Source organism: Desulforhabdus sp. TSK (assembly GCF_022836495.1).
GTDB lineage: Bacteria > Desulfobacterota > Syntrophobacteria > Syntrophobacterales > Syntrophobacteraceae > Desulforhabdus.
This window is the reverse complement of sequence record NZ_BQXM01000004.1, coordinates 1-26,370: the sequence shown is the minus strand read 5'-3', so window position 1 is coordinate 26,370 and position 26,370 is coordinate 1. Positions and strand designations below refer to the sequence as shown.

At 53.0% G+C, this 26,370-nt stretch carries 23 protein-coding genes and 1 pseudogene; 11 read left to right on the top strand and 13 right to left on the bottom strand.

Going from position 1 to position 26,370, the window contains the following annotated elements; genetic code table 11:
• Positions 1 to 209: 209 nt before the first annotated feature.
• From MWC30_RS03710 to MWC30_RS03650, 13 genes are all read right to left on the bottom strand, one after another.
• Positions 210 to 1,109, bottom strand: coding sequence for a transporter (locus tag MWC30_RS03710; protein ID WP_244082809.1), 900 nt, complete (start codon positions 1,107 to 1,109; stop codon positions 210 to 212).
• Positions 1,110 to 1,298: 189 nt separating this feature from the next.
• Entirely contained in the window at positions 1,299 to 3,266 is a 1,968-nt protein-coding gene (locus MWC30_RS03705; RefSeq protein ID WP_244082808.1) for a (Fe-S)-binding protein, read from the bottom strand.
• Positions 3,267 to 3,269: 3 nt separating this feature from the next.
• Positions 3,270 to 4,157 carry an electron transfer flavoprotein subunit alpha/FixB family protein gene (locus tag MWC30_RS03700; RefSeq protein ID WP_244082807.1) on the bottom strand — a complete coding sequence of 296 codons (888 nt, stop codon included), beginning with the start codon at positions 4,155 to 4,157 and terminating at the stop codon, positions 3,270 to 3,272.
• Positions 4,154 to 4,909: an electron transfer flavoprotein subunit beta/FixA family protein gene (locus MWC30_RS03695; protein ID WP_244082806.1), complete on the bottom strand. Its 756-nt coding sequence runs from the start codon at positions 4,907 to 4,909 to the stop codon at positions 4,154 to 4,156. Before MWC30_RS03695 ends, MWC30_RS03700 begins: the two co-directional genes overlap by 4 nt.
• 716 nt (positions 4,910 to 5,625) lie before the next feature.
• The gene (locus MWC30_RS03690) at positions 5,626 to 6,396 is read right to left on the bottom strand and encodes an enoyl-CoA hydratase/isomerase family protein (RefSeq protein ID WP_244082805.1); all 771 of its coding nucleotides are present in this window, start codon (positions 6,394 to 6,396) and stop codon (positions 5,626 to 5,628) included.
• A 42-nt stretch (positions 6,397 to 6,438) separates the two neighbouring features.
• Positions 6,439 to 7,674: an acyl-CoA dehydrogenase family protein gene (locus MWC30_RS03685; protein WP_244082804.1), complete on the bottom strand. Its 1,236-nt coding sequence runs from the start codon at positions 7,672 to 7,674 to the stop codon at positions 6,439 to 6,441.
• A 27-nt stretch (positions 7,675 to 7,701) separates the two neighbouring features.
• A complete protein-coding gene (locus tag MWC30_RS03680) occupies positions 7,702 to 8,931 on the bottom strand; it encodes a CaiB/BaiF CoA-transferase family protein (RefSeq protein WP_244082803.1) in 1,230 nt (409 codons plus the stop codon).
• A complete protein-coding gene (locus MWC30_RS03675; RefSeq protein WP_244082802.1) occupies positions 8,921 to 10,156 on the bottom strand; it encodes a CaiB/BaiF CoA-transferase family protein in 1,236 nt (411 codons plus the stop codon). Before MWC30_RS03675 ends, MWC30_RS03680 begins: the two co-directional genes overlap by 11 nt.
• Positions 10,157 to 10,212: 56 nt before the next feature.
• Entirely contained in the window at positions 10,213 to 10,959 is a 747-nt protein-coding gene (locus MWC30_RS03670) for an SDR family NAD(P)-dependent oxidoreductase (protein WP_244082801.1), read from the bottom strand.
• Positions 10,960 to 10,991: 32 nt separating this feature from the next.
• A complete protein-coding gene (locus MWC30_RS03665; protein ID WP_244082800.1) occupies positions 10,992 to 11,741 on the bottom strand; it encodes an SDR family NAD(P)-dependent oxidoreductase in 750 nt (249 codons plus the stop codon).
• A gap of 57 nt (positions 11,742 to 11,798) precedes the next feature.
• Positions 11,799 to 12,965: a thiolase family protein gene (locus tag MWC30_RS03660; protein ID WP_244082799.1), complete on the bottom strand. Its 1,167-nt coding sequence runs from the start codon at positions 12,963 to 12,965 to the stop codon at positions 11,799 to 11,801.
• A 25-nt stretch (positions 12,966 to 12,990) separates the two neighbouring features.
• Positions 12,991 to 13,422: a Zn-ribbon domain-containing OB-fold protein gene (locus MWC30_RS03655; RefSeq protein ID WP_244082798.1), complete on the bottom strand. Its 432-nt coding sequence runs from the start codon at positions 13,420 to 13,422 to the stop codon at positions 12,991 to 12,993.
• A gap of 816 nt (positions 13,423 to 14,238) precedes the next feature.
• Complete coding sequence (locus MWC30_RS03650) at positions 14,239 to 15,447, bottom strand: TetR/AcrR family transcriptional regulator (protein WP_244082797.1); 1,209 nt, start codon at positions 15,445 to 15,447, stop codon at positions 14,239 to 14,241.
• 811 nt (positions 15,448 to 16,258) lie between these two features.
• Between MWC30_RS03650 and MWC30_RS03645 the strand changes: the two genes are divergently transcribed.
• From MWC30_RS03645 to MWC30_RS03595, 11 genes and pseudogenes are all read left to right on the top strand, one after another.
• Entirely contained in the window at positions 16,259 to 17,290 is a 1,032-nt protein-coding gene (locus MWC30_RS03645) for a glycyl-radical enzyme activating protein (RefSeq protein ID WP_256461216.1), read from the top strand.
• Positions 17,291 to 17,360: 70 nt separating this feature from the next.
• A complete protein-coding gene (locus MWC30_RS03640; RefSeq protein WP_244082795.1) occupies positions 17,361 to 17,537 on the top strand; it encodes a benzylsuccinate synthase gamma subunit family protein in 177 nt (58 codons plus the stop codon).
• Positions 17,538 to 17,558: 21 nt separating this feature from the next.
• Positions 17,559 to 20,153, top strand: coding sequence for a glycyl radical protein (locus tag MWC30_RS03635; protein WP_244082794.1), 2,595 nt, complete (start codon positions 17,559 to 17,561; stop codon positions 20,151 to 20,153).
• Between the two features lie 90 nt (positions 20,154 to 20,243).
• The gene (locus MWC30_RS03630; RefSeq protein WP_244082793.1) at positions 20,244 to 20,465 is read left to right on the top strand and encodes a benzylsuccinate synthase beta subunit family protein; all 222 of its coding nucleotides are present in this window, start codon (positions 20,244 to 20,246) and stop codon (positions 20,463 to 20,465) included.
• A 214-nt stretch (positions 20,466 to 20,679) separates the two neighbouring features.
• Positions 20,680 to 22,383, top strand: coding sequence for a vWA domain-containing protein (locus tag MWC30_RS03625; protein WP_244082792.1), 1,704 nt, complete (start codon positions 20,680 to 20,682; stop codon positions 22,381 to 22,383).
• Positions 22,384 to 22,774: 391 nt separating this feature from the next.
• Complete coding sequence (locus tag MWC30_RS03620) at positions 22,775 to 23,653, top strand: MoxR family ATPase (RefSeq protein ID WP_244082791.1); 879 nt, start codon at positions 22,775 to 22,777, stop codon at positions 23,651 to 23,653.
• Complete coding sequence (locus MWC30_RS03615; protein WP_244082790.1) at positions 23,650 to 23,934, top strand: MoaD/ThiS family protein; 285 nt, start codon at positions 23,650 to 23,652, stop codon at positions 23,932 to 23,934. Before MWC30_RS03620 ends, MWC30_RS03615 begins: the two co-directional genes overlap by 4 nt.
• Positions 23,935 to 23,952: 18 nt before the next feature.
• Complete coding sequence (locus MWC30_RS03610) at positions 23,953 to 24,477, top strand: hypothetical protein (protein ID WP_244082789.1); 525 nt, start codon at positions 23,953 to 23,955, stop codon at positions 24,475 to 24,477.
• A gap of 2 nt (positions 24,478 to 24,479) precedes the next feature.
• On the top strand, positions 24,480 to 25,244 hold the full coding sequence (locus tag MWC30_RS03605; protein WP_244082788.1) for a ThiF family adenylyltransferase: 765 nt from the start codon (positions 24,480 to 24,482) through the stop codon (positions 25,242 to 25,244).
• A gap of 116 nt (positions 25,245 to 25,360) precedes the next feature.
• Entirely contained in the window at positions 25,361 to 25,951 is a 591-nt protein-coding gene (locus tag MWC30_RS03600) for a DUF4125 family protein (protein WP_244082787.1), read from the top strand.
• Between the two features lie 23 nt (positions 25,952 to 25,974).
• Positions 25,975 to 26,370, top strand: a pseudogene (locus MWC30_RS03595) (hypothetical protein); the annotation flags it as partial.

The following is a 26,370-nucleotide window of genomic DNA, read 5'->3' as shown; positions in this document are numbered from 1 at the left end:
GAGACAAACAAGTGAACCTGCACCCCCGATTATGCTGATGGAAAAGAATCGCAAGTCTCAAAAAGCTTTGACGGTGAGTAGCCCTCTCTCTCCTACCCACCTTTAAGAGCGAAGCAGCAGATAAGAGCGAAGCAGCAGAGGGACATTGACTGGTCTGAGAGTGCTGGATGTACGCGGTGATGAACGCGCAGATGACTATCCCGGAACGGCTAATGGCAAAGTTTGCCTATATCGGTAGCGTACAGCAACCGAACGAGAAATGTCTGAGCCGGAATGCCATTTTCGACCGCCACATCCCCCTTGTACTGGAAGAGGACCTGCCAACCGGGGGTGAGGTTGTAAGCAAGAGTGCCACCAACGGTTTGGGTATTGATCGAGTCAAACGATACATGATCAACGGTCTTTTCACCGCCCCAGTGGCCGTAAAAATCTGCAGCAATCCACCAGTCTTTTGTCAGATCGTAGCTCAGATGGCTTTCGAGATTGAAAATAGGGTCCTGCGACATCGTAGCGCTGTTAGGCCCGTAGTCGTCGTTATCCGTCAAGAAATCCCCTCCCAGCAGCACTTCGAAATAGGCATTGTGGTTTGGAATCACTTCAAAGCCCTGCGTAAAATTGACCTCTTCCCTGAACCGCCACCGGTTCTCGCCCATGGTCAATGCCCCATCGTTGGAGTAATTGCCTACAGGAAAAAAGAAATAGGGGCTGAAAGCCAGGTATGTTTTGGTCGAGGGGCGGTTGATGAAAAAAAAGCTGCCCAGAAGGATCGGGTCGCCAACTCCCGATGCAGAAAGATGGATATCGTTTGCTGACGGGATATCAAGGCTTTGGTCCCCGAATGGAATGATCAGGTGCGCAGCACCCAGAAATGGTCCCAAATTGAAATAATAGACTTCCCTGAATAGACCGACATTTGCGTCCAAATCTGCATGGGCGACCTTATTGCCGTCGGCGTACAGAGATTCGCCCGAAATGTGTTGATAGTACAGCATGGACAGAAGAGTCCCTGGAGGCGCCGCAATGTACTCCCGGGCATTGGTCTCTGCCGATGCCATGCCAGGAATAAATAGCCAAGCACATAAAATTAAACCAAAAATTGCTCTCTTCATCGTTCCCCCCCATTGAAATCAAAATGACTTTGGCTTTGCCGACATTGACGCCCCAGTACATAGCGGCGGAAGTTAGAAGCTATCATTCAACCTGGCATCTCCCGTTATGGCGCGGTCAAGAGACCGCGCCATAACGGAGTGCCCAACCGGTGCTCACTTTTACCCGGCACTACTGGCGAGATTATCCTGTCAGTTTAGGTTCAACCGAGCTGCGATCAATTCCGCAATATCGAACACTTTTTGGTCCTCGGTATATTTCTTGGCACCGTCAGTGAGCATCAACAGGCAGAAGGGGCAGGCCGTAGCTATTACATCCGTATTCGTGTCAAGGGCTTCCTTGGCGCGAACCTGATTGATCCGGACTCCCGAAGACTCGCTCCAGTAGTTGCCGCCGCCTCCACCGCAGCAAAAACTTTCCCTTTTGCTCCGCGGCATCTCAACCAGTCTTCCCACCGCCTCCAGCGCCAGGCGCGGCGGATCTTCGATGTGGTTGCGCCTGGCCAGATAGCAGGGATCATGCAGGCAAATGGACTCATCGCTCTTTTCCGGAACCAGTCGGCGCGCCGCGATAAGCTCGCCGATGAGCACCGAATGCGGTATAACCTCGTAGTGCCCGCCCAACTCGGGATAATGACGGGTGAAGCTGTTAAAACAGTGTGGACAGAGCGTGATGATTTTTTGGATGCCCAGCTCGTCAAACTCGGCGATGTTTTCCTGGGCAATCTCTGTAAAAAGAAATTCGTTTCCGATCTGTTTGGCCGGGTCTCCCGTACAGCGGGGTTTTGAGAGGATTCCGAAAGAAACGCCGGCAGCGGAGAGAATTTTTACCATGGCGCGTGCGACCTTTTGTGCCCGTTCATCGTAGGTCGCCGCACAGCCGACCCAGAGCAGATATTCGGTTTGACCGGGGGCAAAGATCGGCACATCGATTCCTTTTTGCCAGTCCTTCGGGCCGGATCCGGTGCCAAAAAACGGGTGCCGGCGCTGTTCAAGGCTGTTGTACGCCTTGCTCATCAATTCCGGCAGCTCAGAGCGCTCCATCGCCAGGTTTTGCCTGAGCTTCATGATCGCTTTGGGCTGGTTGATGGACACCGGGCAGGCCTCCATGCACGCCGCGCAAGTGGTGCAATTAAAGAGGGCGTCGACACCAATGGCATCGGCCAGGGAGTCATCGGTGAAGTCATTTGCCGATAGAAATCCGGCCAGGGTTGCCATTACCATCTTGGGAGAAAGTGGCTGTTGCGTTTGTGCCGCCGGGCAGACCTCGTGGCACCGGCCGCACCACAAGCACGTATCGAAGTCGAGCAGCCGTTTGCGGCTGAAGTCCGCGAGCTTGGCCACACCCATGGAGGGCATCTCCTCCCCGCTCTCGTCATCGAACCGGGAAAAATCGATGACCCCCATCTTCGGGCCGGGCCGCGGATCCGCAAGGGCGGTGTTGATCGGAGCCAGGACCATGTGGACCATGGGCGAATAGGGAATATAGACGACAAAAGCCAGGGCGAGAAGGCCGTGGAACCACCATAAGTACCGATGGTAGGAAGTGATGTGATCGCTTCCCGGGATGAGGCCGGCAACGAAATTGCCCACGAAAGAACCCAACTCCGGGGCGGAAGCCCTGATGCGCATCCCTTCGATCAAAAACCCCGTAACAAGGATTACGGCAAGAAGGCAGGCCATGGGAAAAAAGCCGCTGCGCTCCCTGGGGGTGACGAGTCTGTCCGGGGGAAAGAGCCTGCGCAGGAGGAAAAACAGGAGCCCGGCAAGAACGCAGACCCCCGCGAGGTCCAACCCGAAGGCCATAAACCAGCGATTGAAGGACCCGCTGAAAACGGGTACCTTGGCGATGAGGTTTGCAAAGGCAAGCGTGGTACCGAGGCCAAGGACCAGCATGCCCCAGAAAACAGACCCGTGGGCCAGCCCCGTGTAAAACTTGCGGTAGATCACCGTACCCAGTATCCCCTTGGTCAGAACCGATCGCACGAAAACCGGCCCGAACTTCCAGGGGAGCTTGTCCGAACGGGTCTTCAACCGCTCACTTCCCTTGCGGATCTTCCTGTAATGGCCGTAAAGGCCCGAGAGAAAGACCGCAAGGGCGGGAATGGCCAGGATGTCTATCAAAAAACCATAATCTATGTTCCAATAGGGGACTCTCATCGCCTACTGTTCCTCTCTTAAGGCCTGGATCAGAGCGGGAATGAATTTATGATAGTCACATACGACACCAAAACGGGCCCGCTTAAAGATATTGGCTTCCTCGTCCTTATTTACAGCAACCACGCACTTGGCGTTTGCGATACCCGCCAGGTGCTGGCTGGCACCCGATATACCGACTGCAAAATAAACGGCCGGTGCCACAATATTACCGGTCTGGCCAACCTGCATGGTTTGCGACGCCCATCCTTCATCCACCGCTCCCCGCGATGCGCCGACCGCACCGCGGAGCAGTCCGGCCATCTCCCGAAGCACCTCAAAGTTATCCGCGCTGCCCATGCCTCTGCCGCCGGAGACAATGATTTCCGCATCTTCGAGGCGCACCCCCTGAGTCTGCACCTGTTCCTCGGAAAGGAGCACAACGGAGGGGGATTCGACGTTGAAGACGGCAGCCGCGGTCGTGCCCTCAAGTGGCGCGGGTTCGAAGTATTTTCTGCGAATGGTGAGGATAACGGGATTTCCCTGTATTTTGTATTCGGCCACGGCTTTGCCCCCATAGAGGGGCCGTTTGACCGTCATGTCCGGTTTGACTTCGATGACCTCGGAAAGCACGGGCGCTTTTAGCCTTGCCCCCAAACGCCCGGCGATCTCCGACCCCAGAGTCGTGGCGCTGAGGAGCACCACCTGATAGCCGTCTCTTTGGATCAAATCAGCAACGCCGTCTACCAAATTGGCGGCAATTGTTTCCGGACACTGGTAGGCGCGAGGATATGTACCCGGGACTTCACCTTCTCCAAGAGCCAACAAGTCGGGTGTTTCGCCAAGTATCCTTCCCACTGTCACCAGCTCACCGATCCTTTTGGGCTCGATTTTTTCTATGATCAATGTCTTCATAAGTAGCGCTCCTCTCTGAGTCTCGCCAAAAGCATCCTGGAGGTTTCCTGCATGTCTTCGAAGGGCAGGAATTCGCACACCGATTCGAGTTTCGGGATTTCCACCTTAACCTCTTCCACCTGCATCGGCGGGGCGTCCGTCCCCTGCAGCTTTTCCACGGGCTTTTTCTTGGCGGCCATGATTGCCCGCACCGCAGGAATGCGCGGCACGTTTTCAGGGCTGCTGGTGATCGAAAGGACCGCTTTGCCGCTGAACTGGAGCATGCGGCTTCCGCTTTCATGATTCTGGCACACCGTCCAGCGCCCCTGGTCGGATTCGATCCTGCTGATCTGGGCCAAAAACGTGCAACCGAGCATCTCGGCAAGAACGCCGTGAACGACCCCCCGGTCCAAATCGGCGGATTGTTGCCCCGCTAACACCAGGTCGACGTCCTGCAGCTGCTCTAAGGCTATTTTCAAATTGGAGGCGATGACATAGGGATCATCCGATTCCCCCAACACGAGGTGAAGGCTGTCCCCACCCATTGCAATGGCTTTCCTCAGTATGGGCACATCCTCGCTTTGTCCGTAAGAAACAATACCTAGCGTGGCCCCATATTTTTCCTTCAACTGAATTCCGGTCTCAATGGCATTTTCGTCATAGAGTCCGATCATTCTTGTGTAACGAGCGTGAGCACGGTTTCCAGCCAGTTCGAAATCTCCCGCGGGGACTTCGTAGTCAGGCACCACCTTGGCGAGCACTGCAATTTTCATTTGAGCACCTCCTTATCTTATATGATGCTGCAAAAGACGTTCTTTAAAGCTTCGGGCATTATTTCTGAACCGGGAGGACGGATTTAAACCTTGTAAAGGATTGTCTTCGTCCATCCCCCATTAACCTGCTTCGGACCTCTGCATCAGCAGGAGGGGTGGAGCGGAGCGAAAGCAGTCTCGTCCTGCATATATCCCCCTGCAACAGCAGGTTTTCGCCCCGCCTGACCCGTTCCGCCCCGCCTGGATTGGAGCCATTCGTCCTTGCACGGTGTGCACAACCCTCCGGTTACATCTTCCGCGCACAGGGTTTCACACATCCCGCACTCGGTGCATTCACGATGTTGCTTCATCAGGATGCATCCAAATATCTTGAGACAGCGTATGCATTTTCTGGCGGTCATACTCCTGCTCCAATCCGGCTCTTTTGCAATAATCGGGTATTTTCCGATGAACTGCTGAGTCTTAAACCCACGTTGATGAAACGAATCTCAGCCGGCAAAGTAACAGGAGTTCAATCCATCATGTGACAGTGCTTTATTGATATCAGCAGGATAATTCGAATTGTAGTCTTCTTGCCGGCTAAGTATTCAATGACTCATTTGAAGCAGAATGATGCAAGCTATTGTCAACATATAATGAAGCAGCAGGAAGAACACGGTTCTGATCACTCGCTCTCTTCTAATTCAAGAGTCAGTGTAACAGCGCAGTCCCGGCTGTCATCGGCCTTTCCATTGAGGGGCCCTCTTTTCGCTGAATGCTTGGAAACCCTCCTTGCGGTCTTCCGTGTCCCTGAGCGTCCCCCAAAGCAGGTGCGAAAACGCTATGCCGTGGTCAAGCGGCATATCAAGCCCCATGAGGGCAGCCTGCTTGGCTGCCTTGACGCTCAGCGGAGCATTGGCGGCGATCATGCCGGCGTATTTTTTTGCCAACTCGGCTAATTCGGCCGGCTCTACAACGTCACTTATGAGCCCCACCCGCAAAGCTTCCTGGGCGTCGATCATGGCTCCGGTAAGGAGCATCTTCATGGCGACGGCCTGGGGAATGGCCCTCGGCAAGCACTGCGTGCCGTTCAACCCGGCAAGGCTTGCAACCTTCACTTCGGTAAGGCCGAACTTAGCCGTGGTACTGGCAATCCGGATATCGCAGGCAAGGGCCATCTCGAGGCCCCCTCCTATGGCATAGCCGTTGATGGCAGCAATAATCGGTTTCCACATCCTCATGTGAGGAAGTATCGGTTGTCCCTCCCGCAGCCAGATGGAGGCCATGCACTCGGCCGGAGGCGGCGTCTTTTTCATGTCCGTCCCGGTGCAGAAGGATTTCTCACCGGTCCCGCTCAAAACAGAAACGCGGATATCGTCATTGCGGCGCACCTCGGCCCAAATGTCGGCAAGCTGCGCAACAGACTCGGGGTCGAGCGAATTCATGGCGTCGGGGCGATTGAGAGTGACATAGGCTACATGGTCTTCAACCATATAATTTACAGGCATGGTAGTGTTCCCTCTAATTATGTCCTGGTATTTTGGGGGAAATTAATCCCCGTTGTCCTTCGCCAATACGAATCCGTTGTAGGGCTTTTTCTGCTTTAAAATGGTACGCCCAAGCGTCCACCTGTGGATCTCGGAGGGGCCCTCGAGGATACGCCAAATGCGGACCATGCGAGCCACGTATTCGATTCCCAGTTCTTTGGAGAGCCCGACACCGCCATGGACCTGGATCGCGCGGTCGGCAACCCTGGTCAGCATCTCCGTTGCAGCCACCTTCAACATCGAACCCTCGTTGCGAAGGTCCTCAATTCCCTGGTCAGACTTCCAGGCCGCGTAGTAGAGGAGCCATCTCACCGTTTCCAATTCAATGGTGGAATCGGCGATCCAGTTCTGGACCGTCTGTCGATTGGCCAGGGGCTCTCCAAAGGTCGTACGCGTGTTGGCCTGGTCGATCATCATTTGGATCAGTCTTTCGGCCATACCCGTACAGCGGCAGGCCACTTCGATCCGCCGGACCCCGAACCGGTTTTGAAGCGGAATGAAGGCTTTTCCGATCTCGCCCAGGATTGCATCGTCCCCGACGGTCACATCTTCGAGAATCAAGTCCCAGGTCGGCATGGCACCGATCACGGGAATCTCACGTCCGATCCTTACGCCCGGCATATCCCGATCGATCAGGAACGCGGTAAAGCGGTCTTTTGCCGGAGCATCCTTGTCAGTGACGGCTATGAGGATAAAGAAGAGATTTTCCTTGTCACACTTGCTGATGAAGGTCTTCGTGCCGTTTATGACCCACTTGTCGCCCTTGCGGACCGCCGTAGTCTTGAGACCGCTCACATCAGAGCCCGCGCCGGGTTCCGTACATGCCATCGCCGAATCCAACTGATTTTCACAGTAGGGCACAAAGTACTTTTCGCGCTGGTTCCCAACGCAGCAGGAATGCAGGTAGTACAAGTTGGGTGCATCAGGGGGAAGCAGGAAACCATGAAATGAAAAGCCGACAAACGATTTGCTCATCTCTTCCTGCACCAGGGTCTTGGCAAGCATGCCCAGCCCCTGGCCCCCGAACTTTTCCTCGACCTCCAGCCCCCAAAAGCCGAGCTTTTTGCTCTCCCGCAATAACCTTTCCATATCGGCCTTGGCAATTTGGGGTCCCGGTTCGGTCCACAGCGAGATGTCCCGCTCCAGGAAAGATTTTTCCAGCGGAAGCAGCTCTCTTTTTACGAATTCGCGCATGGATGACTTCAACATGTTATATTCTTCGGAAATGGAAAAATCCATCTTAGTGCTCCTGTTTTGGTAGTGGTTCTAAGTCAATACATCCTTTTTCGCCAGCTGATCGATCTCTTCCTCGGAGTAACCGAGCAGGGTGCTCAGGACTTCTCGGGTGTGCTCGCCCAAAAGCGGCGCGGCCGTTTTCATCTCGATCGGAGTCTTTGAAAAAACGATGGGGGCCCTGTTGTAGAGGGTCGAGCCCACGACGGGATGATCGAGATAAGTCCAGAATTTCCGCTCGATCAGGTGGGGATCTTCGACAGCCGCGCGAGCATCTTTGACTTCTCCGGCCTGAATTCCTCCGGCCCTGAGCCGTTCGACCAGCTGGTAGGCATGCTGGTTGCTTGTCCAGGCTTCAATGGCGGCATTCAATTCATCTTCATTTTCCTTGCGCGCGCCGAGCGTGGCAAACTTGGTCTGGTTGGCCCACGCAGGGTTGCCCATTATGCCTTTCAGGGTGTGCCAATCGTCTTCGGAAAAAATCGAAATCGCTATCCATTTGTGGTAGCCGAGCGTTTTGTAGACGCCATGCGGGGCGGCATGGTCATCACCGAAACCCAGGGGCCCCAGCAGATCGCCATTGGCGGCGTAGGCCATCACATCGGAAGGTTTCATTGCTATTGCGGATTCAAGCTGAGAAACCGCCACGGTCTGGCCCCTCCCGGTAACTTCGCGCTGCAGAAGTGCCGCCATGACCCCGAAGAGGGTGTGGCAGGGCACCATCACATGGTCCGTGTAATTGGTGCCTGTGCCAAACGGCCTTCCGCCCTTGAAAGCGGAACGTTCAGTGAGGCCGCAGAGCGCATTGAGATTCACGCCGTAGCCCATGTAGGACTTGTGCGGCCCGGTGAGGCCCTGAAGGCTCATCGTGATGTAGATGATACGCGGGTTCATCTCTTTGACATCTTCCCAACCGAGCTTCCACTTTTCCATCTGCCCGACTCGGAAGTTGTTGATGATAATGTCGCTTTTCTTGATCAACCGCACCGCGACATCCCGCGCTTCGGGGATGCTCATGTTCAGGGCGATGCATTTCTTGTTGGGGTTTCGGTTGGCAAAGTAGCCGCTTCGTTCAAGCCCCTGGCTGTTTCCGTCCTTAAATGGCCCCCCCTTGCGCAGAATGTCCGGACGAGTGACGCTCTCTATTTTTATTATCTCTGCTCCGCACTGCGCCAATACATTGGTCGTGATCGGCCCCGCACCGACCCAGGAAAAATCGCAGACAACAATTCCTTCGAGAGCTTTTTTGAAGTTAGCCGACATGGACAATACCCTCCTTTGCAAAGGATTCGATGTCGCTGTTCGAGTAGCCGAGCTCTTTCAAGATCTCGGCAGTATGTTGCCCCAGGGCAGGGGCAGGGTTCCCGAGCCGCCACGTTAAATCGCCAAGCGCGTAAGGCGCGCCTGGATAAGTGATCTCCGCGGACAGGTCGGGATGATAGACCGTCTTCCAGTATTCGCGGTGACGCAATTGCGGGTTTTCGAGAAGGTCCCTGCCATTGCTCACCGGAGTAAGCGCCACTTTGTTGGCCTGCCCCTTTTCATAGAGGGTCAGCTTGTCGTGTTTCATCGTGAATTTTTCAAAGATTCTGCAGAAGGTTTCATAGACCTCTTTAGAGCTGCGGTAGGCAACGTCGATCCACTTGTCGTTGTCGAAAACCTCCCACTCTTCCACCCCCTCTTCTTTCATCCAGTTGACGAAAGGATCCCACATCACCTTGTTTTTGCCCATGATGGCAACAATGGCCAAATAGCCGTCTTTGCAGGGATGAATGGTCGCCTCGCCGGCGACTTTGCCCCTGCCTCTCCTGATAACGCCTTCCAGGTCCCAATATTGGGCGGCGTTTTCCAGGGCCATTCCGACGGCTTCAAGGCAAGCCACGTCCACGAACTGGCCGATCCCCGTCCTGTTTGCGAAAAGCAGGGCGATCGAGCTGCCGACGGCGGCATAGGCTTCAGCCATCCTGTAGGCTTGGTTGTCGCAGGACCGGACCGGCTTGTCGTGATCGATCCCGGCCAGATAGAGAAATCCCCCCATCGCAGAACAGATCAGGTCCGACCCCTTCAAATCCCTGTAGGGGCCAAAATTGCCGAAAGGAGTTATGGAGGTTTGCACCAGGCGCGGGTTGATCGCACTCAACCGGTCGTAAGACATGCCCAGATTGTCGAGATAGCCAGGGACGAAGCTTTCCAGCAAAAGGTCGGCCTTTTCACAAAGTTGAAGGAATATCTGCCTTCCCTGCGGCTTTTCGAGATCCAGCGCCATCCCCTTTTTGCCCGCATTATAATAGAGGAATTGGAGACTGCGGTTCATGCCCGGCGTATTCTGGAAGAACGGGCCTACCTGCCGCATCGGGTCGCCGGTGAGGGGTTCCAGATGAATGACATCCGCCCCCAGGCCGGCATAGAGCTTAGCGGCATAGGGTCCGAGCTCGCCGGTGAAATCGAGCACTCTTATACTGCTCAGAGAATCATTTATAGCGTTCATAGATTATCTCCTGAAGACTAGCCATAGTTTCATCGCCGGGAACCTGCAAACACCTTTTAGCCGGAGTACAAACTTCTACCCCCGCATACATAGAGGACCTGACCCGTTATGAACCCGTTTTCGTCATCGGCAAGGAACATCACTGCGTTTGCTATGTCATCCACATCACCCAGTTTGCCGGTAGGCTGCTTGGACAGGAGAAACGCCTTGTTCTTATCCGGCAACTCGTCCCATAACGGAGTATGGATAAGACCGGGGGCTACGCAGTTGGCGGTCACGCCTTTTCGTCCAAGCTCCAGCGCCAGCACCCGAGTGAGCCCCACCACGCCGGCCTTGGCCGAAGAATACGGCGCCTGCCCTGCCCCTCCAAGCCATGCCCTGGAAGCGATGTTGATAATTCTACCCCGGTTCTGGCCAACCATGTGGTTGTGGGCCGCCTGACTGCATAGGAACGCTCCCTTGAGGTTTACATTCAGCGTGATGTCCCAGTCGGCTTCGGTGAGATTGCGCAATGCGCCTGCACGCTCCATTCCGGCGTTGTTCACGAGTATATCGAGGCTGCCGAAAGTCCCGATGGTCTCTTCGACCATCTTCTCCACTTCGCCTCTTTTCGTAATATCAGCGACTTTGCCGATTACCGCCAATCCCTCCTGCTCAAATTCCTTGACGGTTTCCTCCACCTTGTCGAGCATGATATCATTGATGACAATCTTGGCCCCGTTTTGAGCCATCCGGTAGGCCGTCTTCTTCCCGATCCCACTCGCCGAGCCCGTAATGAGGGCCACTCTGTTTTCAATTCCCATCTTTTGCCTCCGCTTTTTCGCAAATAATGCGTCTAGATCGACATGGAAGAGTGGGCGCTCTTGCCTCCGCATACGAAAAGCATCTGGCCGGTCGTATACTTGGAAGAGTCAGAGGCGAAAAATCCCACCGCTCTGGCCACATCTTCGGGGAGTCCGATTCTCTTGACGGGCAGGGCGGAGCCAATCTTTTCCGCCTGTTCCTCGCTCATTTGACCTGTGGCAATATCGCCCTTGGCAACGCAATTTACCGTCACTCCGTCCCGTGCGGTCTCCAGGGCCAGCGAACGGGTGAATCCGAAGAGAGCGGACTTGGCGGCGGAATAGGTGGACTGGCCAGGCCATCCCATATAATCGATGCTGCTGATATTCACCACGCGTCCGTGCTTTTGCGTCTGCATCCCGGGGATTACCTCGCGGCAGAAGTAGAAAGTGGGGCTCAGATTCCCCCGAAGTCCCATCTCCCAATCCTCATCAGAGGCGTCACACACGGACTTTCCGCACTGGGCGTCAGTGTTGTTCACCAGGATATCTATACGGCCATGCTGTTTCATTACGTCGTCGACAAGCCGTTTGATATCGGTAGAGGACGTGGGATTGACCAATTTGGCTTCCGCTTTGTTGCCCTTCTCTTCAATGAAACCAACCAGAGCCTTCAGTTCTTTTTCATCCGAACTGCAAGCAATGACGGTGGCGCCCCTGGAGGCGAGGCGGAGACCTATCGCTCGCCCGATGTCGTCACAAGCGCCGATTATCACAGCAACTCTGTCTTTCACCACTTCCATGGCACGGTTCCTTTCCTATTCTGAGTGTCCTTGCATGGGAACTCTCTATCCACAGACCTACCATCCTCTTACCAGCATGTGCATGGTACAGGCAGCATGTTCGGTTCCGGACAGCCCGCCGCCCGTTACGTGCGACATGGCGACTTTCGCGCCCTCCACCTGATAGCCCGGGCACTCGCCTCTGAGTTGCTTCACGTTTGCGGCGATCTGTGCGGCTCCGGAAGCGCCGATCGGATGCCCGTATGACAGCATCCCGCCCCTGGCGCTGAATACGCACTTCCCGCCGTGCGTCGACTGGCCGTCCCTCAGGAACTGAAGGCCCTCCCCTCTTTTGCAGAAACGCATGCATTCGTAGTAAAGCAGCTCCGCGATTGTGAAGGCGTCATGCAATTCCACAATGTCCACATCTTCGGGACCGATGCCCGACTGCTCGTAGAGCAGGTCGCTGGTCGCTTCAGTGATATCATCGCCGGTGATGTCCCTTGGCCGGTTGTGGTACGGCCCTGAGGTGACGACGGACCCGGCAACCCTGACAGGTTTGTCGACGCCGAGTTTTTTGATCATGTCTTTCGAACACACAACCACCGCGCCCGCCCCATCGGCAATTCCGCAGCATTGGTGCAAGGTCATGGGATAGGCAATCATGCGGGAATTGACCACTTCTTCGACCGACACCTTGCCCTTGAACCAGGCATAGGGGTTATTTGTCGCATGACCACGGTTTTTTACCGTGATCATAGCCAAATCTTCGATGGTCGCGCCGGTCTCATACATATAACGCGTTGCGCGCATCGAATACTTCCCGGTCATGACCGCGCCGTGCACGGTTTCAATATCATTCATTGCCGGAGTGAAAGCCGTTCCCGTCTCCCTGTGGAGTGTATGGTTCTCCGCTCCAAGGCCCAGGGAGCACTCCGTGATGCCGTAGGCAACGTCCTTTATGGCCATGTGCACAGCCATGGCCCCGGCCGAGCATGCGCTCTCGACGTTCACCATGCTCGCCTTCCCCACCAGTCCAATGTCCTTCAGGATTGTCTGTCCCGTCACCATGCCGTTGGTGGCGTTGCCGCAATAGGCGCTTTGAATTACGTCCGGTCTGTCGATCTTCGAGGTCTTGATGGCTTCGAAGGCGGCCTGCCGTCCGAGTATTTCAAAGTCCTCCTTACGTTTGCCGAAAACCGTCTCCCCAACACCCGCGATATATACTTCCCGTGGCAACTTCATGGTTATTACTCCTTTAATCAAAAGGTTATCCGTTCACCTTCTTAAATTTGTAGCTCAATATCGGCAGCCCGTCCCTGTTCTTCCTTATCTCTCCGACGGTCAGTTCCACTTCTTCACCACACTGAAACGACCCGACTTCGCCATCCAGCATTGCAAAGATGCGCAGGTTCTCAGGCAGATCGACGTATCCGATGATGTAGGGCGTCTGCAGTCCCGGTTGACCGATGAAGATATCGGCGTAGCTGTACAGCTTTCCCCTCCGCGAAAGCGGTACGATCTCGAATTCCTCTCCCCAGCAGTTGGGGCAGGGATTCAAATTGGGGAAATCGAGCTGACCGCAACTCTTACACCGGTAACCTTTAAGGAAAGGGGAGGAGCAATCCTCGGGCACTTCCAGGAGATCGGGATGAAAGAAAGTAATGTCTGGATCTCTTTGCTTTTTCTCTTCTTTAGCCATGGTCTTCTCCCTCGGTTTTTTGTTAGTCTTGCACGAAATATTCTAAAAAATGTGTAGCACTCAGAAAGTAAAAAGAAGCCGCTATATTAAATTCAAAATTAAAATCAATAAATTGCGCAATGCTTGAGCGGTTTTTGGAGATTTGAGTATGCGAATGAGTGAGAATGAGTATCTTTAATTCTGCATCACGTAAGTAGCATTCATGCACATTCTTGAGTTGGCTGTCAAGGATTATTATTTATTAAATTTTTTTAATATTAATTTCAGTTAGTTACTATTTCTTTTTCCTAAAAACAGTACGGGTTTCTAAAAAATACAATGTGAATACCAGTTTTATTTTGCAGCTGCGTTACTGATTATCACTGCAATCCATGCGTCGCCAATGGCCCATGCAAAAGAAAGGAAGGGAATGACAATACAGGGAAGTCCGAGATTCTTTATCGACATAGCCTGGAAAGGGCGGGAGGGGCTAATAGATAGGCCGCCTCAGTCTCCGCCTAGTAATGATCCTTAAAATAATTCTGAGAACTTGCCCAAAAATACACCAGCGAGGAAAAAGTGCCACGTCCTGCATGGCAGGAGCAAAATTTACAAGAACGCAGCGCGTGCCGGGCGGACCCTTGCTCTGACTTGCCGAGAGAAGTCAGCTGCCTGAAAAAAGCGAACAAGCTATTCGCAGCGCACTCCATCATAAAGAGGAACACAGATTTATGAAGTAGACGAAGCGGCCAGGCAGAGCGGACTTTCCCGGAAGTTAAGGTCAGTCTTAGGGCGCAGAGTCAAGTTGAGGAATAGCAGAGGGAAAAGCCAGAGTTTCTATAATCTCAACACATCCAATCGCCTGGTTACCGAACGGCATAGAAGGGATGAGACTTCGTTGAGTTCCTCCATCATCTTGATCGGAGTGATCTTGCCGACCACAAACCATCTCACCGTCAAATGAGAGAAAGCCCCGAAGAACAGATTCCTAAAAACTCTATTATCAACATCTTGCCTGAAGGTACCATCCTTTTTACCATCGTCGAGAATTTTATACAGCGTGGATATGCAATCGGAAAGATATGAAAAAGACTTAATATTGAACTTTTTGTTTAATTTAGTATCTCGTAAAAATATAATAGCAAATTTTGGATCCGATAGTAATAAATTAGAAAAATAATATATCAGACGCTGTAGCTTAGCTAACGATTCTTCAGGCTCAAAAAGGCTTTCCATATACTTATTTTTGGATTTGAATTTTTCTTCAGAAATTGCCAATAAAAGATCCTCTTTAGTTTTAAACATTTCATAGATCGTTCGTTCAGCGACTTTTGCATCATTGGCAATTTCAGCAATTGTCGCTTTATCATAGCTTTTATCGGCAAAGACTCGCTTGGCGGCTTCTATAATGCGTCCATATTTGTCAGTAGTATCTTCATTCGGATCATGTGTGCCATTCTGAATCATTGCAAAAACTAGAGACATTATGGCCTCAAAGTCCGGGATTGTCTTGTCGATTTCCCCGATAAGCAGACAACTGAGCGCTTCTTCATCAAGTAGTCCGAAAACCATTTCCCGCACGAGGTGTAGACTGAAATCACTTCTAAATGCCGAACTTTCAACACCCTCCTTAAGAATCGACAACATGATTCCCGTGTAGCTGCGAAGAACCTCATAACCGGCATGTGAATAAAAATGTCTATTGGAGCGGCATTCAAAAAGCAGGTACTTAAGGACTCGAGTTGAATCCGAGTCATTATCATTGATGCTCAGATGAAACCAAATCATCTTGCTCAGTTTATTAGTGGCTCCGATAATTCCACTGAAATGGAACATCAAATCCTTCGTTACCCCCTCCATCCGTTCCGAAAGTGAATAAAACAAAAGGTCCTCTTTATTTTTATAATATCGGTAAATTTCGGAGTCAAAGACCCCCGCACGTTTGGCTATTTCAGAAACCGTAGACTGCCTCAGGCCCTTCTCGGCCAGTATCTCCTGCGCAGCCCGGAGTATCGCATCCTTCTTTTCAGCCACGTTTTCATTCATCCCAACTCCTCCAAACTATTACAAAACATTTTCTTCAAGAAACCGGGGCTCCACAGGGCAATCCGGGAGGTGAACCCAACAATGCTTGATCGAGACGCAACTGCAAACCTCAATGCTCCAGAGCCGCACTCACGTGGCGTCGCAATTTCTTTCCAGGATGGCCGGCCAAGAGCTGCGGGGCCAGACGGAAAAGAATTGTAACCCCAACGGGAAAAAGCTGTGGTGCAGACACATTTACCTCAGCGCCCCTGGATACCGAAGGAAAATTTACATTTTTAAGAATTTAACGTTTTTTTATTAGATACCACAGATCTCCTAAAAAAAATACAGAAATGTTGCTTCTTACGATTTTCTTTCGATTTTATTAGATAATTTCTTATGACTGAGGCACTTTTTTCTTTTTTTTCAGTTCCTGAAAAAAAAGGTTGACAAGGATTTCTCATTATGATTATTTGAATACCACTGTGATAATGGATAGGATAAAAACATTATTCACAATCTTTCTGTTCTCTTCCCCGCTCTTTTCACATGATGGTGCTTGCTACGCGCTTGGACGATTGTGAATGTTCATGACAAATTCCACACTCACTTATAGCTGTGAGAGATGACCCACACTGTCGGAAGCTTTATAGCGGTATATTGATTCACGGAAATCGAGTTGGTCGATCGGATTGGATACCCTGCTTCGAGCAGGTATCGATGTACGCTATCGGCTCCACAGCCGGCAGGGGCATTGCTCTGCTCGATTCGATCCAACGAAGCCTGTTCTCCATGAACAGGTGGCCTTCTTGTGTCGGCTGGGAGGTGCGGAATGGAACATTCTGCGGCAAATCTTGATGAGGCCGTTTCGGGTCGTGAGGCCAATGATGCAATTCCCCTCATCACAGAGATTCAGCGGTTTTGTCTCCAGGACGGGCCAGGGATAAGGACCACAATTTTCATGAAGGGTTGCCCGCTTCACTGTCCCTGGTGCCATAATCCTGAAACACAAAGCCGCAGGCGGGAGATTTATTTCTACGCCGACAAATGCACCGGGTGCGGTCGCTGCGTTGAGGTATGCCCGACCGGGGCCTCGTCAATAGTGAGGAGTGGCAAGACACAGATTTGCAGGATAGACCGGAGCAAATGCATCGGATGCGTGAAATGCGTGGAGGCATGCCTGTCCGAGGCAAGGGGTGTTGTGGGCAGAGAGTATTCAATGGAAGAAATCGTGCGGGAAGCGGTTGCTGACCTTCCCTTTTTTGAACGAAGCGGCGGCGGCGTCACTCTCAGCGGCGGTGACCCTCTGCTCTTTCCGGAGTTTTCTCTCAGACTCGCCTCTCGTCTGAAGCGGGAGGGGATCCATGTTGGGATGGAGACCAGTTGTTTTGCGCCATGGAAAGTGATCCAGCCTCTACTGAACAGCATCGACCTTTTTCTCGTGGATATCAAATCCATGGACCCCGAGAAACATAGGAGCGTCGTGGGTTTCCCTCTGGAGCCGATTCTCGAAAATATCAGGGCGCTGATAATGGCGGAGGCGAACGTGAGAATTCACCTGCCGATCATCCCGGGGTTCAATGATTCGTCTGAGAATTTTCGAGCATGCGTGGAATTCCTGCGTTCTTTTGCGGACAGACTCACTGGTGTGGATATTCTGCCGTACCACGTTTACGGCGAGAAGAAATACGAATTTCTCGGGCGTGAAGAGACATACCGGTACAAGGGGATCAAAGAGATTTCTCCCAGAGAACTGGTGCCATTTGCCAAGGCCCTTGCCGAGTCCGGCATCATCCAGGTGAGCATTGGAGGCATGGTTGGAATGGGTACGGAGAGGGGGCTCAAACCAGGAGAAAGGAGGTGAAAGCAGACTGAATGTCAAGGACGGGTTGAGACTTTAAGTGCGTAAACTCAAATAATCGAGAGGAAAAGCGATGGCTACATGTGCGGAATGCGCGTTCTTTTTCCGGGTGCCCGAGGGTGAGGACGATTTTGAACCGGGCAAGGCCGACTGTGTTACGGAGCACAAGGACCAAAAAGGCAAATATTGGCTTTCCAAGCCGGTATTCGAAAAGACCGAAACCTGCGGGAACTTTCGGAAACGTTCCTAATAGAAAACAAGGGAGTGCAACATGACAACACTCGCTCAGCCTATCCAGTACAAAGGCAAGGTTATCGATTTCCCACTGGCTAATCCCAAAGAGGCCGACATACCGGACGAGGAACTGCACGAACATCTGTCTGCGCCGTCCACCGACAGAACCAGGAGATTGAAGGGGCGCTGCCGATGGAAGCACGCCTCGGCCGGTGAGTTTGTCGAAAAAGGGGTCAGGGCCGGCATCGAGAGAATGCGGCTCATCACCGAATCGCACAAGGAGTCGCGTGGGAAGCCCGAGGTCATTCGTCGCGCGCTGCAACTGGCGGCCGTTCTGACCAAGGGAACGGTAGTTGTGCAGCAGGACGAATTCATAATTGGCTATCATGCTGAAGATCCAAATATGTTCCCGCTTTATCCCGAACTTTCCTACATGAACGTCAAGGACTACCTTCAAAGCGACTATTCCCCACAGCCGGCGGCCGAAGCGGAAGAGATCAACAATTATTGGAAGCCCTACAGCCTGCAATCGAAGTGCGAAAAATATTTCGATCCCGTCGACTTGCAGCGGATGTACCAGGTCAGCAGCATGGAGGCCCCATCGTTTGCCCACGGCTATAACAGCGTTGTGCCTCCCTACGAAACCGTGCTGGAAGACGGCCTTCTGAAACGGATCGAATTGGCCGAAGGGCACATTCGCGACGCAAAGGCTGAAATGGCAAAACAGCCGTGGGACGGCACGAAAGGGCTCGATTGGATCGGCAAGATCGATAATTGGGAAGCCATGATAATCGCGGACAAGGCGGTTATCAGTTGGGCCAAACGGCATGCGAGACTGTGCGAAATCGTAGCGGAAAACTTTGAAACGGACCCGGCAAGGAAGGAAGAGTTGCTGGAGATGGGAGAGATCAGCCGCCGAGTCCCCGCGGAACCCTGCAAAGGGTTGAAGGATGCTTTCCAGGCAAAGTGGTACACTTATCTCCTCTGCCACGGCATCGAAAGGTATGCCAGCGGCTACGCGCACAAGGAAGATAAGGTCCTGTGGCCTTACTACCAGACCAGCATCATCAACAAGTCGTTCCAGCCCATGACGCACGCGGATGCGGTGGAAATGGTCGAGATGGAAAGACTGAAGATCTCTGAGCACGGTGCGGGCAAGTCCAGAGGGTATAGGGAGATCTTCCCCGGCTCCAATGATCTTTTCATATTCACAATCGGCGGCACCAACGGGGACGGTTCCGACGGCTGCAACGATATGACGGATGCCATTCTCGAGGGTGCGAGAAATATCCGGACCACCGAACCCTCCATGGTTTTCAGATATTCCAAGAAAAACCGTGTAAAGACCCTGTATCACGTGTTCGAGTGCATTCGGGACGGACTTGGATACCCATCCATCAAACACGACGAAATCGGCACCGAACAGATGAAATATTATAGCCAGTTCAGCCTGAACAAAAACGGGGCCACGGATGAAGAAGCCCATGACTGGGCCAATGTCTTGTGCATGTCGCCGGGACTCGTCGGCAGAAGAAAGACTCAGAAGACTCGCTCGGAAGGCGGCGGCTCCATCTTTCCCGGCAAGATCTTCGAAATCACACTGACCAACGGCTACGACTGGTCTTATTCGGACATGCAACTCGGTCCCGAAACGGGGTATGCTGAAAACTTCGAGACTTTTGAACAACTATGGGACGCCTATAAGAAGCAATACGCCTACTGCGTCAATCTTGTGATCCGGGCCAAAGATGTGAGCCGTTACATGGAAGGCCGTTTTCTCCAGCTTCCTTTTGTCTCCAGCATCGACGACGGGTGCATGGAACTCGGGGCTGAGGCCTGTTCTCTCTCAGAGCAGCCCAATGGGTGGCATAACCCCATAACGACCGTCGTGGGCGGAAACTCCCTGGTTGCCATCAAGAAGCTCATCTACGATGATAAGAAATATACGATGAAGCAGCTGATGGAAGCCCTGAAGACCAACTGGGAAGGCTTCGAGCAGATGCAGAAGGACTTCAAGAACGCTCCGAAGTGGGGAAATGATGATGATTACGCGGATGGGATCATCAAGAGATACTACGAGGAAATCATCGGCGGCGAGATGAGGAAGGTGACGAACTACTCCGGCGGACCGATAATGCCCGTCGGGCAGGGTGTCGGCCTGTACATGGAAGTCGGCTCGCGTACCGGCCCAACCCCGGATGGCCGCTACGGTGGAGAGGCCGCTGACGACGGCGGTATCTCCCCCTATTTCGGCACGGACAAGAAAGGTCCGACGGCGGTCCTGAAATCGGTTTCCAAGGTCCAGGAGAACCAGAAAGCGAACCTGCTCAACCAGCGGTTATCCGTGCCCATGATGCGCAGCAAGCACGGCTTCGACATCTGGCATGCCTATATGAATACGTGGCATGATCTGAATATCGATCACGTGCAGTTCAATGTTGTGAGCACAGCCGAAATGAAGGCAGCCCAGAAGGAGCCCGAAAAGCATCAGGACCTCATCGTCAGGGTCGCGGGATTCAGCGCTCGGTTTGTGGACATTCCGACTTACGGACAGAATACCATTATCGCTCGCACCGAGCAGCAGTTCGGCGCTGAAGACCTGGAATACCTGAACGTGGACCTGTCGAACTAACGGACTTCGGGTGCTGCTCCAGAGCGTGAGCGAATTGTGGACAACCAATGGAGCAGGAGTCCCGTCATTCCCGTACCAAGGAGATACGAAATGAGTACTGTAGCGAGTCTGTTGCATCATGAAGACGGCACTTCAAAGCCGTGTAAGACGTGTAAGTGGCAGATTGCCGACCCGACAAACCCCGATCAGGGCCAGTGCACGGTCAACAGGACAAAAATGGGGTCGGTCTGGAAGCGCTGGGTGCGGGATGCGCAAAATATGACCTGCACCAAGCATGAAGAAGGGAAACTGAGCTTCCGCGATCACGTGTGAGGCTCATCAGATGATGACTTGAGCCTCCCCTGCCGCAAAAGACAGGCGGCAGGGGAACACGCACTACGTTCACGGATATCGGAGGCGACAGACGGAAAGCGGAAACAAACGGGTTGACGGTATCTCCATTTTTCCGCTTTCCATTGACGTTTTCCGATGTCCGTCCAAAAGGTGAAGAACTCGTGATCCGGTTTTCGTTCAGGAGGTGATTCATATGGACGCAGTAGCAAGGTCCGAATCCGGGGTTGTTGACCGCTTCCCGGTGGCAGGGGAGGAGGGGTATTCGGCCTTCTGGAGAAGGGACAAGTCCCCGATTGAAGTTATCGAGCTTGCAAAGCTTCTGGGGAGCCTTAGAAAAATCGGGTCGTTTGTGGGTTCGAACCTGGGTACGATCGTTTGGGCCGGCATGGACCATAAGAACGGGATTGCACTCGACCCGACGCCAGTGGTCGGAGTGTATCCTGTTCCGGCTGACAGAACAGACATTATGGTGGGTATTACCGTTCGTAAGGCATTTGAAACGAGAGAATGGAGCGAACGACTGAAAAGAATCGGGGCTGAGAAGGCTACTCCTTTGCCCCCGTATCGGTACAAGCTCAAATTGTTTCTCGACATGTGCGAACAGGTGTACCTGGATTGTCTTTCCAACTGCACTGTTCTAGGGATCTACACGGAAAAAGCACGGCTTTGGGAATACACCAACAAAGCCCAGGGTTTTCTTACTCCTCCTACGTTTACTCATCTTCTCCATTTATGGTGGAGAATTGCCGCCGACCGGGGCGGTGAAAAATACACGGAACCGTTCAGAGACATCACGGCCGGAAATGTCAGGGGAGTGGGCAATCTTGCCAAGCTCTACGGCGAGCCCATGGCCCTTTTGAATTCCATGGTCGGGCGACTCATTCACGAATGCCCTGAAATTCCACGCGTGACCGAACGATGCGAATACCGTCTCAACCTCTACCTGTCCGTTTGGTCGGAGGTTTTCAATTATGTGAAGTTCTGGCCCGGAGACCGGTCCGACCCTTTTCTCATTCAGGACCCCGAATTAAGAGAAGTCGAACTTGAAGACGAAGAAAAGAAGTCCCTTCAAGAGACGATATACAGCTTTGCCCGTCAGATAGAATCCACGTTCCGCAGAAAGGTAAATTATAGCGAAGAAGTCAGAGGGAATGTCAAGAACATCGATGACGTCGTGCAAATCGAAAAAAACGACCTCGTCATGGATGCCCCCAATAGGGTGGACAAAGCCCTTCTTCAAAAACTAAAGCTTATCATCAAGGCTGCGTCGCAGAGGAGAACTGTCTACAACAGGGGATTGACGTCCGGCAAGATCGACCGAAGAAGGTTGTACAGGGCTCCTACATCGGGAACAGCCTTTCACGCCAAAAAGAATGAGTTCGAACTTTTAAACGATATCGTAATAGTGGTTGACGCTTCGGGGTCCATGGCTGATCCGGAAAAGTGGGAACAAACGGAAACGATTGTGCAAACACTGTTTTCCGCGATCAAAAGCTTCAATCCAAATTCTAAGATGTTTGCCTACAACGAGGTCAACAATAAGTGCCGATTGACGGAAATCTTCGTCCGGGGAGGGTTTTTCTCCGTGCTGCCTCACGGCAAGACGGCTTCGGGGGAGGCGATAATCGCCACGGCGCTGAATATGAAAGTCAGAAACAAGAAGCCGTTTCTTATTCATATTACCGATGGTGCTTCCAATTGGGGGTGCGGGGTCGGCGATGCCATAGCGTTTTGCCGGAGAAGAAGGATCAATTTACTTACTCTGGGAATTGGTTGCAGCCCGGCCGGCAGACAATCGCTTAAGAAAGAATATGACAATCTGGTTCAATTTATCGATAAGATAGATGAATTACCCGATGTGCTTCGATCCTTGATCAGGTGCGTTAACTGGCAATGAAAACTCATACTCCGTGTAAAGACCTTATGGAACCGTATGCCCGAAGGCGCCCGTTGCTGTTGCCAAGGCAGGTTAATGGAAATCAGCCCGGCTGCGAAAAGATGCGACGCTCAAAACCGTATGCGCCCCAGTAAATAGAGTTTCGTGTGCTTGATTCGAGAATACGGAGGTGGTGCGCGGTTGACGATGACCGGACATATCCTATAAGCATATTATATTTTTTCATTAGCAGGTCCAGAAATGTCGGAACTTATATCCGAACGCTGCAAAGGTCCCTGCAACGGCATTGCATCAAACCGGGGTTACCATCCTGCAACAGGTTCCTCCTGCCTTTGGGAGCGTTGCCGCAACAGACCGATCGGACCATAAAGGACCATAAAGGAGAAACGCCATGTCCTTCAAAGAAAAGAACGGAATCCCCATTCCTCAGGAAGACCCATATTTCTACATAGACAATGAAACGTTGCGCATCCTGGAAAGAATTCATCGCATCTCACAAAGGCACCCCGTGAACGTGCTTGTCGCCGGGAGGCAGGGATGCGGAAAATCTTCCATCGTGCATCAGTATGCAGCGGTCTATCAGCAACCTCTCGCCACGTTCCAAGTGGGAATCCTGTCTGAACCCGGCCAGCTGTTCGGGGAATATGCGCTGGAAAGCGGCGAAACGAAGTACAAGCAGTTTCTCTTCCCTCAGGCAATCCAAACCCCGGGCTGCGTCATCCACCTCGAGGAGATCAACCGGCCGGAGCATCCCAAGGCCTTGAACATGCTCTTTTCCATTCTCTCGGACGACCGGCAGGTGTGGATGGATGAGCTTGGAATGCTAAACGTCGCGGACGGGGTGGTCTTTTTCGCAACTCTTAACGAAGGCGAGGAGTACATCGGCACCGAACTGCTCGATCCGGCGTTGCGAGACCGTTTCTACGTGATCCTCATGGACTACCTTCCCAATGCGGTTGAAAGGGAAGTCCTGCTGCGAAAAACAGGTGTTACCGAAGAGCAGGCGGACCAGATCATGCGTGCCATAAATCTCATTCGCGGCAACTCAGAGATAGCCCTCGACGTATCTACGCGAACCAGCCTCATGATCGGAGAGATGGTCGCCGCGGGGGCATCCATACGCGAAGCCCTTGTGACGAGCCTCCAAGCCGGCAAGGCCTCCCTCGAATCGATCCTGCTCACACTTCAGATGCAGAAGGGTTTCCTTGAAAAGGCCGAGAGCGAATATTTGCGGTTCTGCCGAAACGTTATAGGGAGAAACGGTTCATGATGGTTTTGGTCAAACTGCCTTCAGTTTTTGCCTGCCTGGCAAAAGATCAGAAAAGAATCCGGCTGGATGTGGAGGAAGAGAGGCAGCTCGGCGCCGTGCTCGATCTTTTGGCGCGAAGTTATCCCGAGTTGCGGGAGGTCGCCGGGCTAGGGCTGGAAGAGATACCGGACCATATCAACGTCTATCACAATGGTGAAAATGTCCGTTATTTAAAAGGCCTGAACACAATGCTGCACGACGGGGACACCGTTCAGATCATTCCCGCCGAAGCTGCGGGATGAACCTGAAGGAGAGATGCGATGATCATCGACAGACCTGAATCTCATTTCATCTTTGTAGTGCCGCGAAGCCATTTTTACGGGGATTACAATTACATCAACTATCAGGGCAGGCAGCTCACAAACAGGGAGTACCTCGATCACTGGGGAAAGTGGATAATTTTCGGCCCCGTTGAAGAACTCGCCGGACTGGCGAAAAAAATCGATCCTTATGTCGAAAAGAAAATGGTCCCAGCCGCCAAGTATGACCGGGAGATCATCGGGGAATTCAAGTTGGGCGAGTGCGTGATGTGCGTCTACTGCGACATGCGGCAAAGAGAGGAAGTATGGGATATTCTTTGCGCTCTGGGCGTCGACGAAAAGATGTGGGTCTTTGAGCGGGAGACCATGGAGAGGTGGTTGCCGGGAGGGCGGCTGCTGGAAAAATGGATAACCGGCCAGGGCATGAGCGAGGAGCAAGGAGAGCGCGTACGGGAAGGGGCAAAGGAGAGATTTCGAAAAATGTTCGAGGATCCCGAGGCCGTCTTCAGGGGAGTTGAACAATAGCCATGGGGCCTTCATCGCGTCAAGCCGAAAGACATGCAAGGCAAATCACCATTCCCGAGATCGGGCCGGAGGGTCAGCGGAAGCTTGCCCGGGCGAGAGTCCTGGTGTTCGGTGCCGGGGGGCTTGCTTCGGCTGCAATCTATTACCTTGCCTGTGCGGGAGTGGGGACGATCGGGGTCGCTGACGACGATCGTATCGAACTTTCTAATTTGAACCGACAGATCTTGCATAACCCGCATCGCATCGGAATGTTGAAGGTGTTTTCCGCCCAGCATACGATTATGGGCTTTAGTCCAGAAACACACGTCGTGGCCTATCCGCGGCGGGTGGAATCGGTAACGGAAATGGTCGAAGTAATAAAGGAATTCGATGCCGTAATCGATTGCACCGACAATTTCGAGTCCCGCGACCTGATCAACGAGTCCTGCATTCTGGCCCGAAAATCGTGGGTATACGGGGCCGTATCCGGGTTCGAAGGACAAGTCATGACCATTACGCCCGGCAGGGGTCCATGCTATCGCTGTCTCTATCCCTCTTTGCCGCAATCTTCCGACAACTCCGCAAGGGCCGGTGTGATCGGGGTGTCCCCTGGATTTATCGGCGTTCTACAGGCATCGGAGATCATAAAACACATCCTGGGAAAAGGAAGCTTGCTGGTCGGGCGACTGCTTTACGCCGACCTCCTGGAAATGGATTTCTCGGAGCTTCATGTCTCGAAGAACCCTACCTGCCGCTATTGCGGAGGGCACATGAGCATGGAGGGTTAGCACCTGTTCCAATCGGCCATCGAGCTTTGCGGACCGACCGGGGAAGAAACCAGTCGCATTCGCCGGCAATGAGGATTTTTAGACTTTGGCGCAAGGAAACGGTTGCGGTATCGCTTATGGAAACGACTACTCCCGATCATAAGAAAAGCGGCTTGGTTGCGGCTGTTTTAGACAGCGAATGGGAGATGTTTCAACAGGTCAAGAGCGCCTATCCCGTGTCATGCCAACAGTCGCCTCAGACCTTTCGCCAGGTGCGGGGCAGCATCTTTGAGCAGTGGACCGAAGAGATGCTGGTTTCCTATCTCGGCGATCTGCGAAAGGCGAAGCAGGAAGGCAGAAATCTTTTGACGGAGAAATATGCCCGGATGGACAACCGGCTGCCCCGGACAAACTTCCATCCTCTCATAGACGCAGTGGTCGCCATTGAGACGGATTGGCAGCTCGAGATCAAAGAAAAATACCCCTATCTGTATTCCCGCGTATGCAGGGGCAGCGACGCAACGGACGACGGCAGGAACTTTTCCGTCTACCTTCGGTGCGAACTGGAAACATACGGGGAAAGAACCATCGAGCTCTATCATCAACAGGTCCGGAACTACCGCCGGCAGGATGTCAACCTGAGCCTCAAGATGCTGGAAAGACTGGCGATAAAATCCGGTTTCAAGGACCTGGACCATGCCGAGGCGCATTGTGCCGGGCATCAGTAATCAACAGCCGGGAGATCACGACCATGAGGCTTTTCGAACCCATCCGGATCGGGGCAATACAAGTAAAGAATCGTATCGTCATGGCGCCTATGACCACCCACTACGCCGTGGATGGGTATGTGAGCGACCGGATGGTCCGGTTCTACGAGAGAAGAGCGAAGGGCGGGGCCGGTCTTATCACTATAGAAGACGGCATTGTGGATTATCCGATCGGAAGCAACACGGACTGTCCGCTGGCAATCGATCATGACCGCTACCTCGCCGGGTTGTCGAAACTGGCTGACGTCATTCGCGCAAACGGGGCCGTTTCCGTGATGCAGCTTTCGCATGCGGGACGAAGGGCCGGGCAGGTATCTCCCGGTTCGGGGTGCCTCAAGAGAACTGGAGGCCGCATCCCCGTGGCCCCCTCGGCCCTCGCC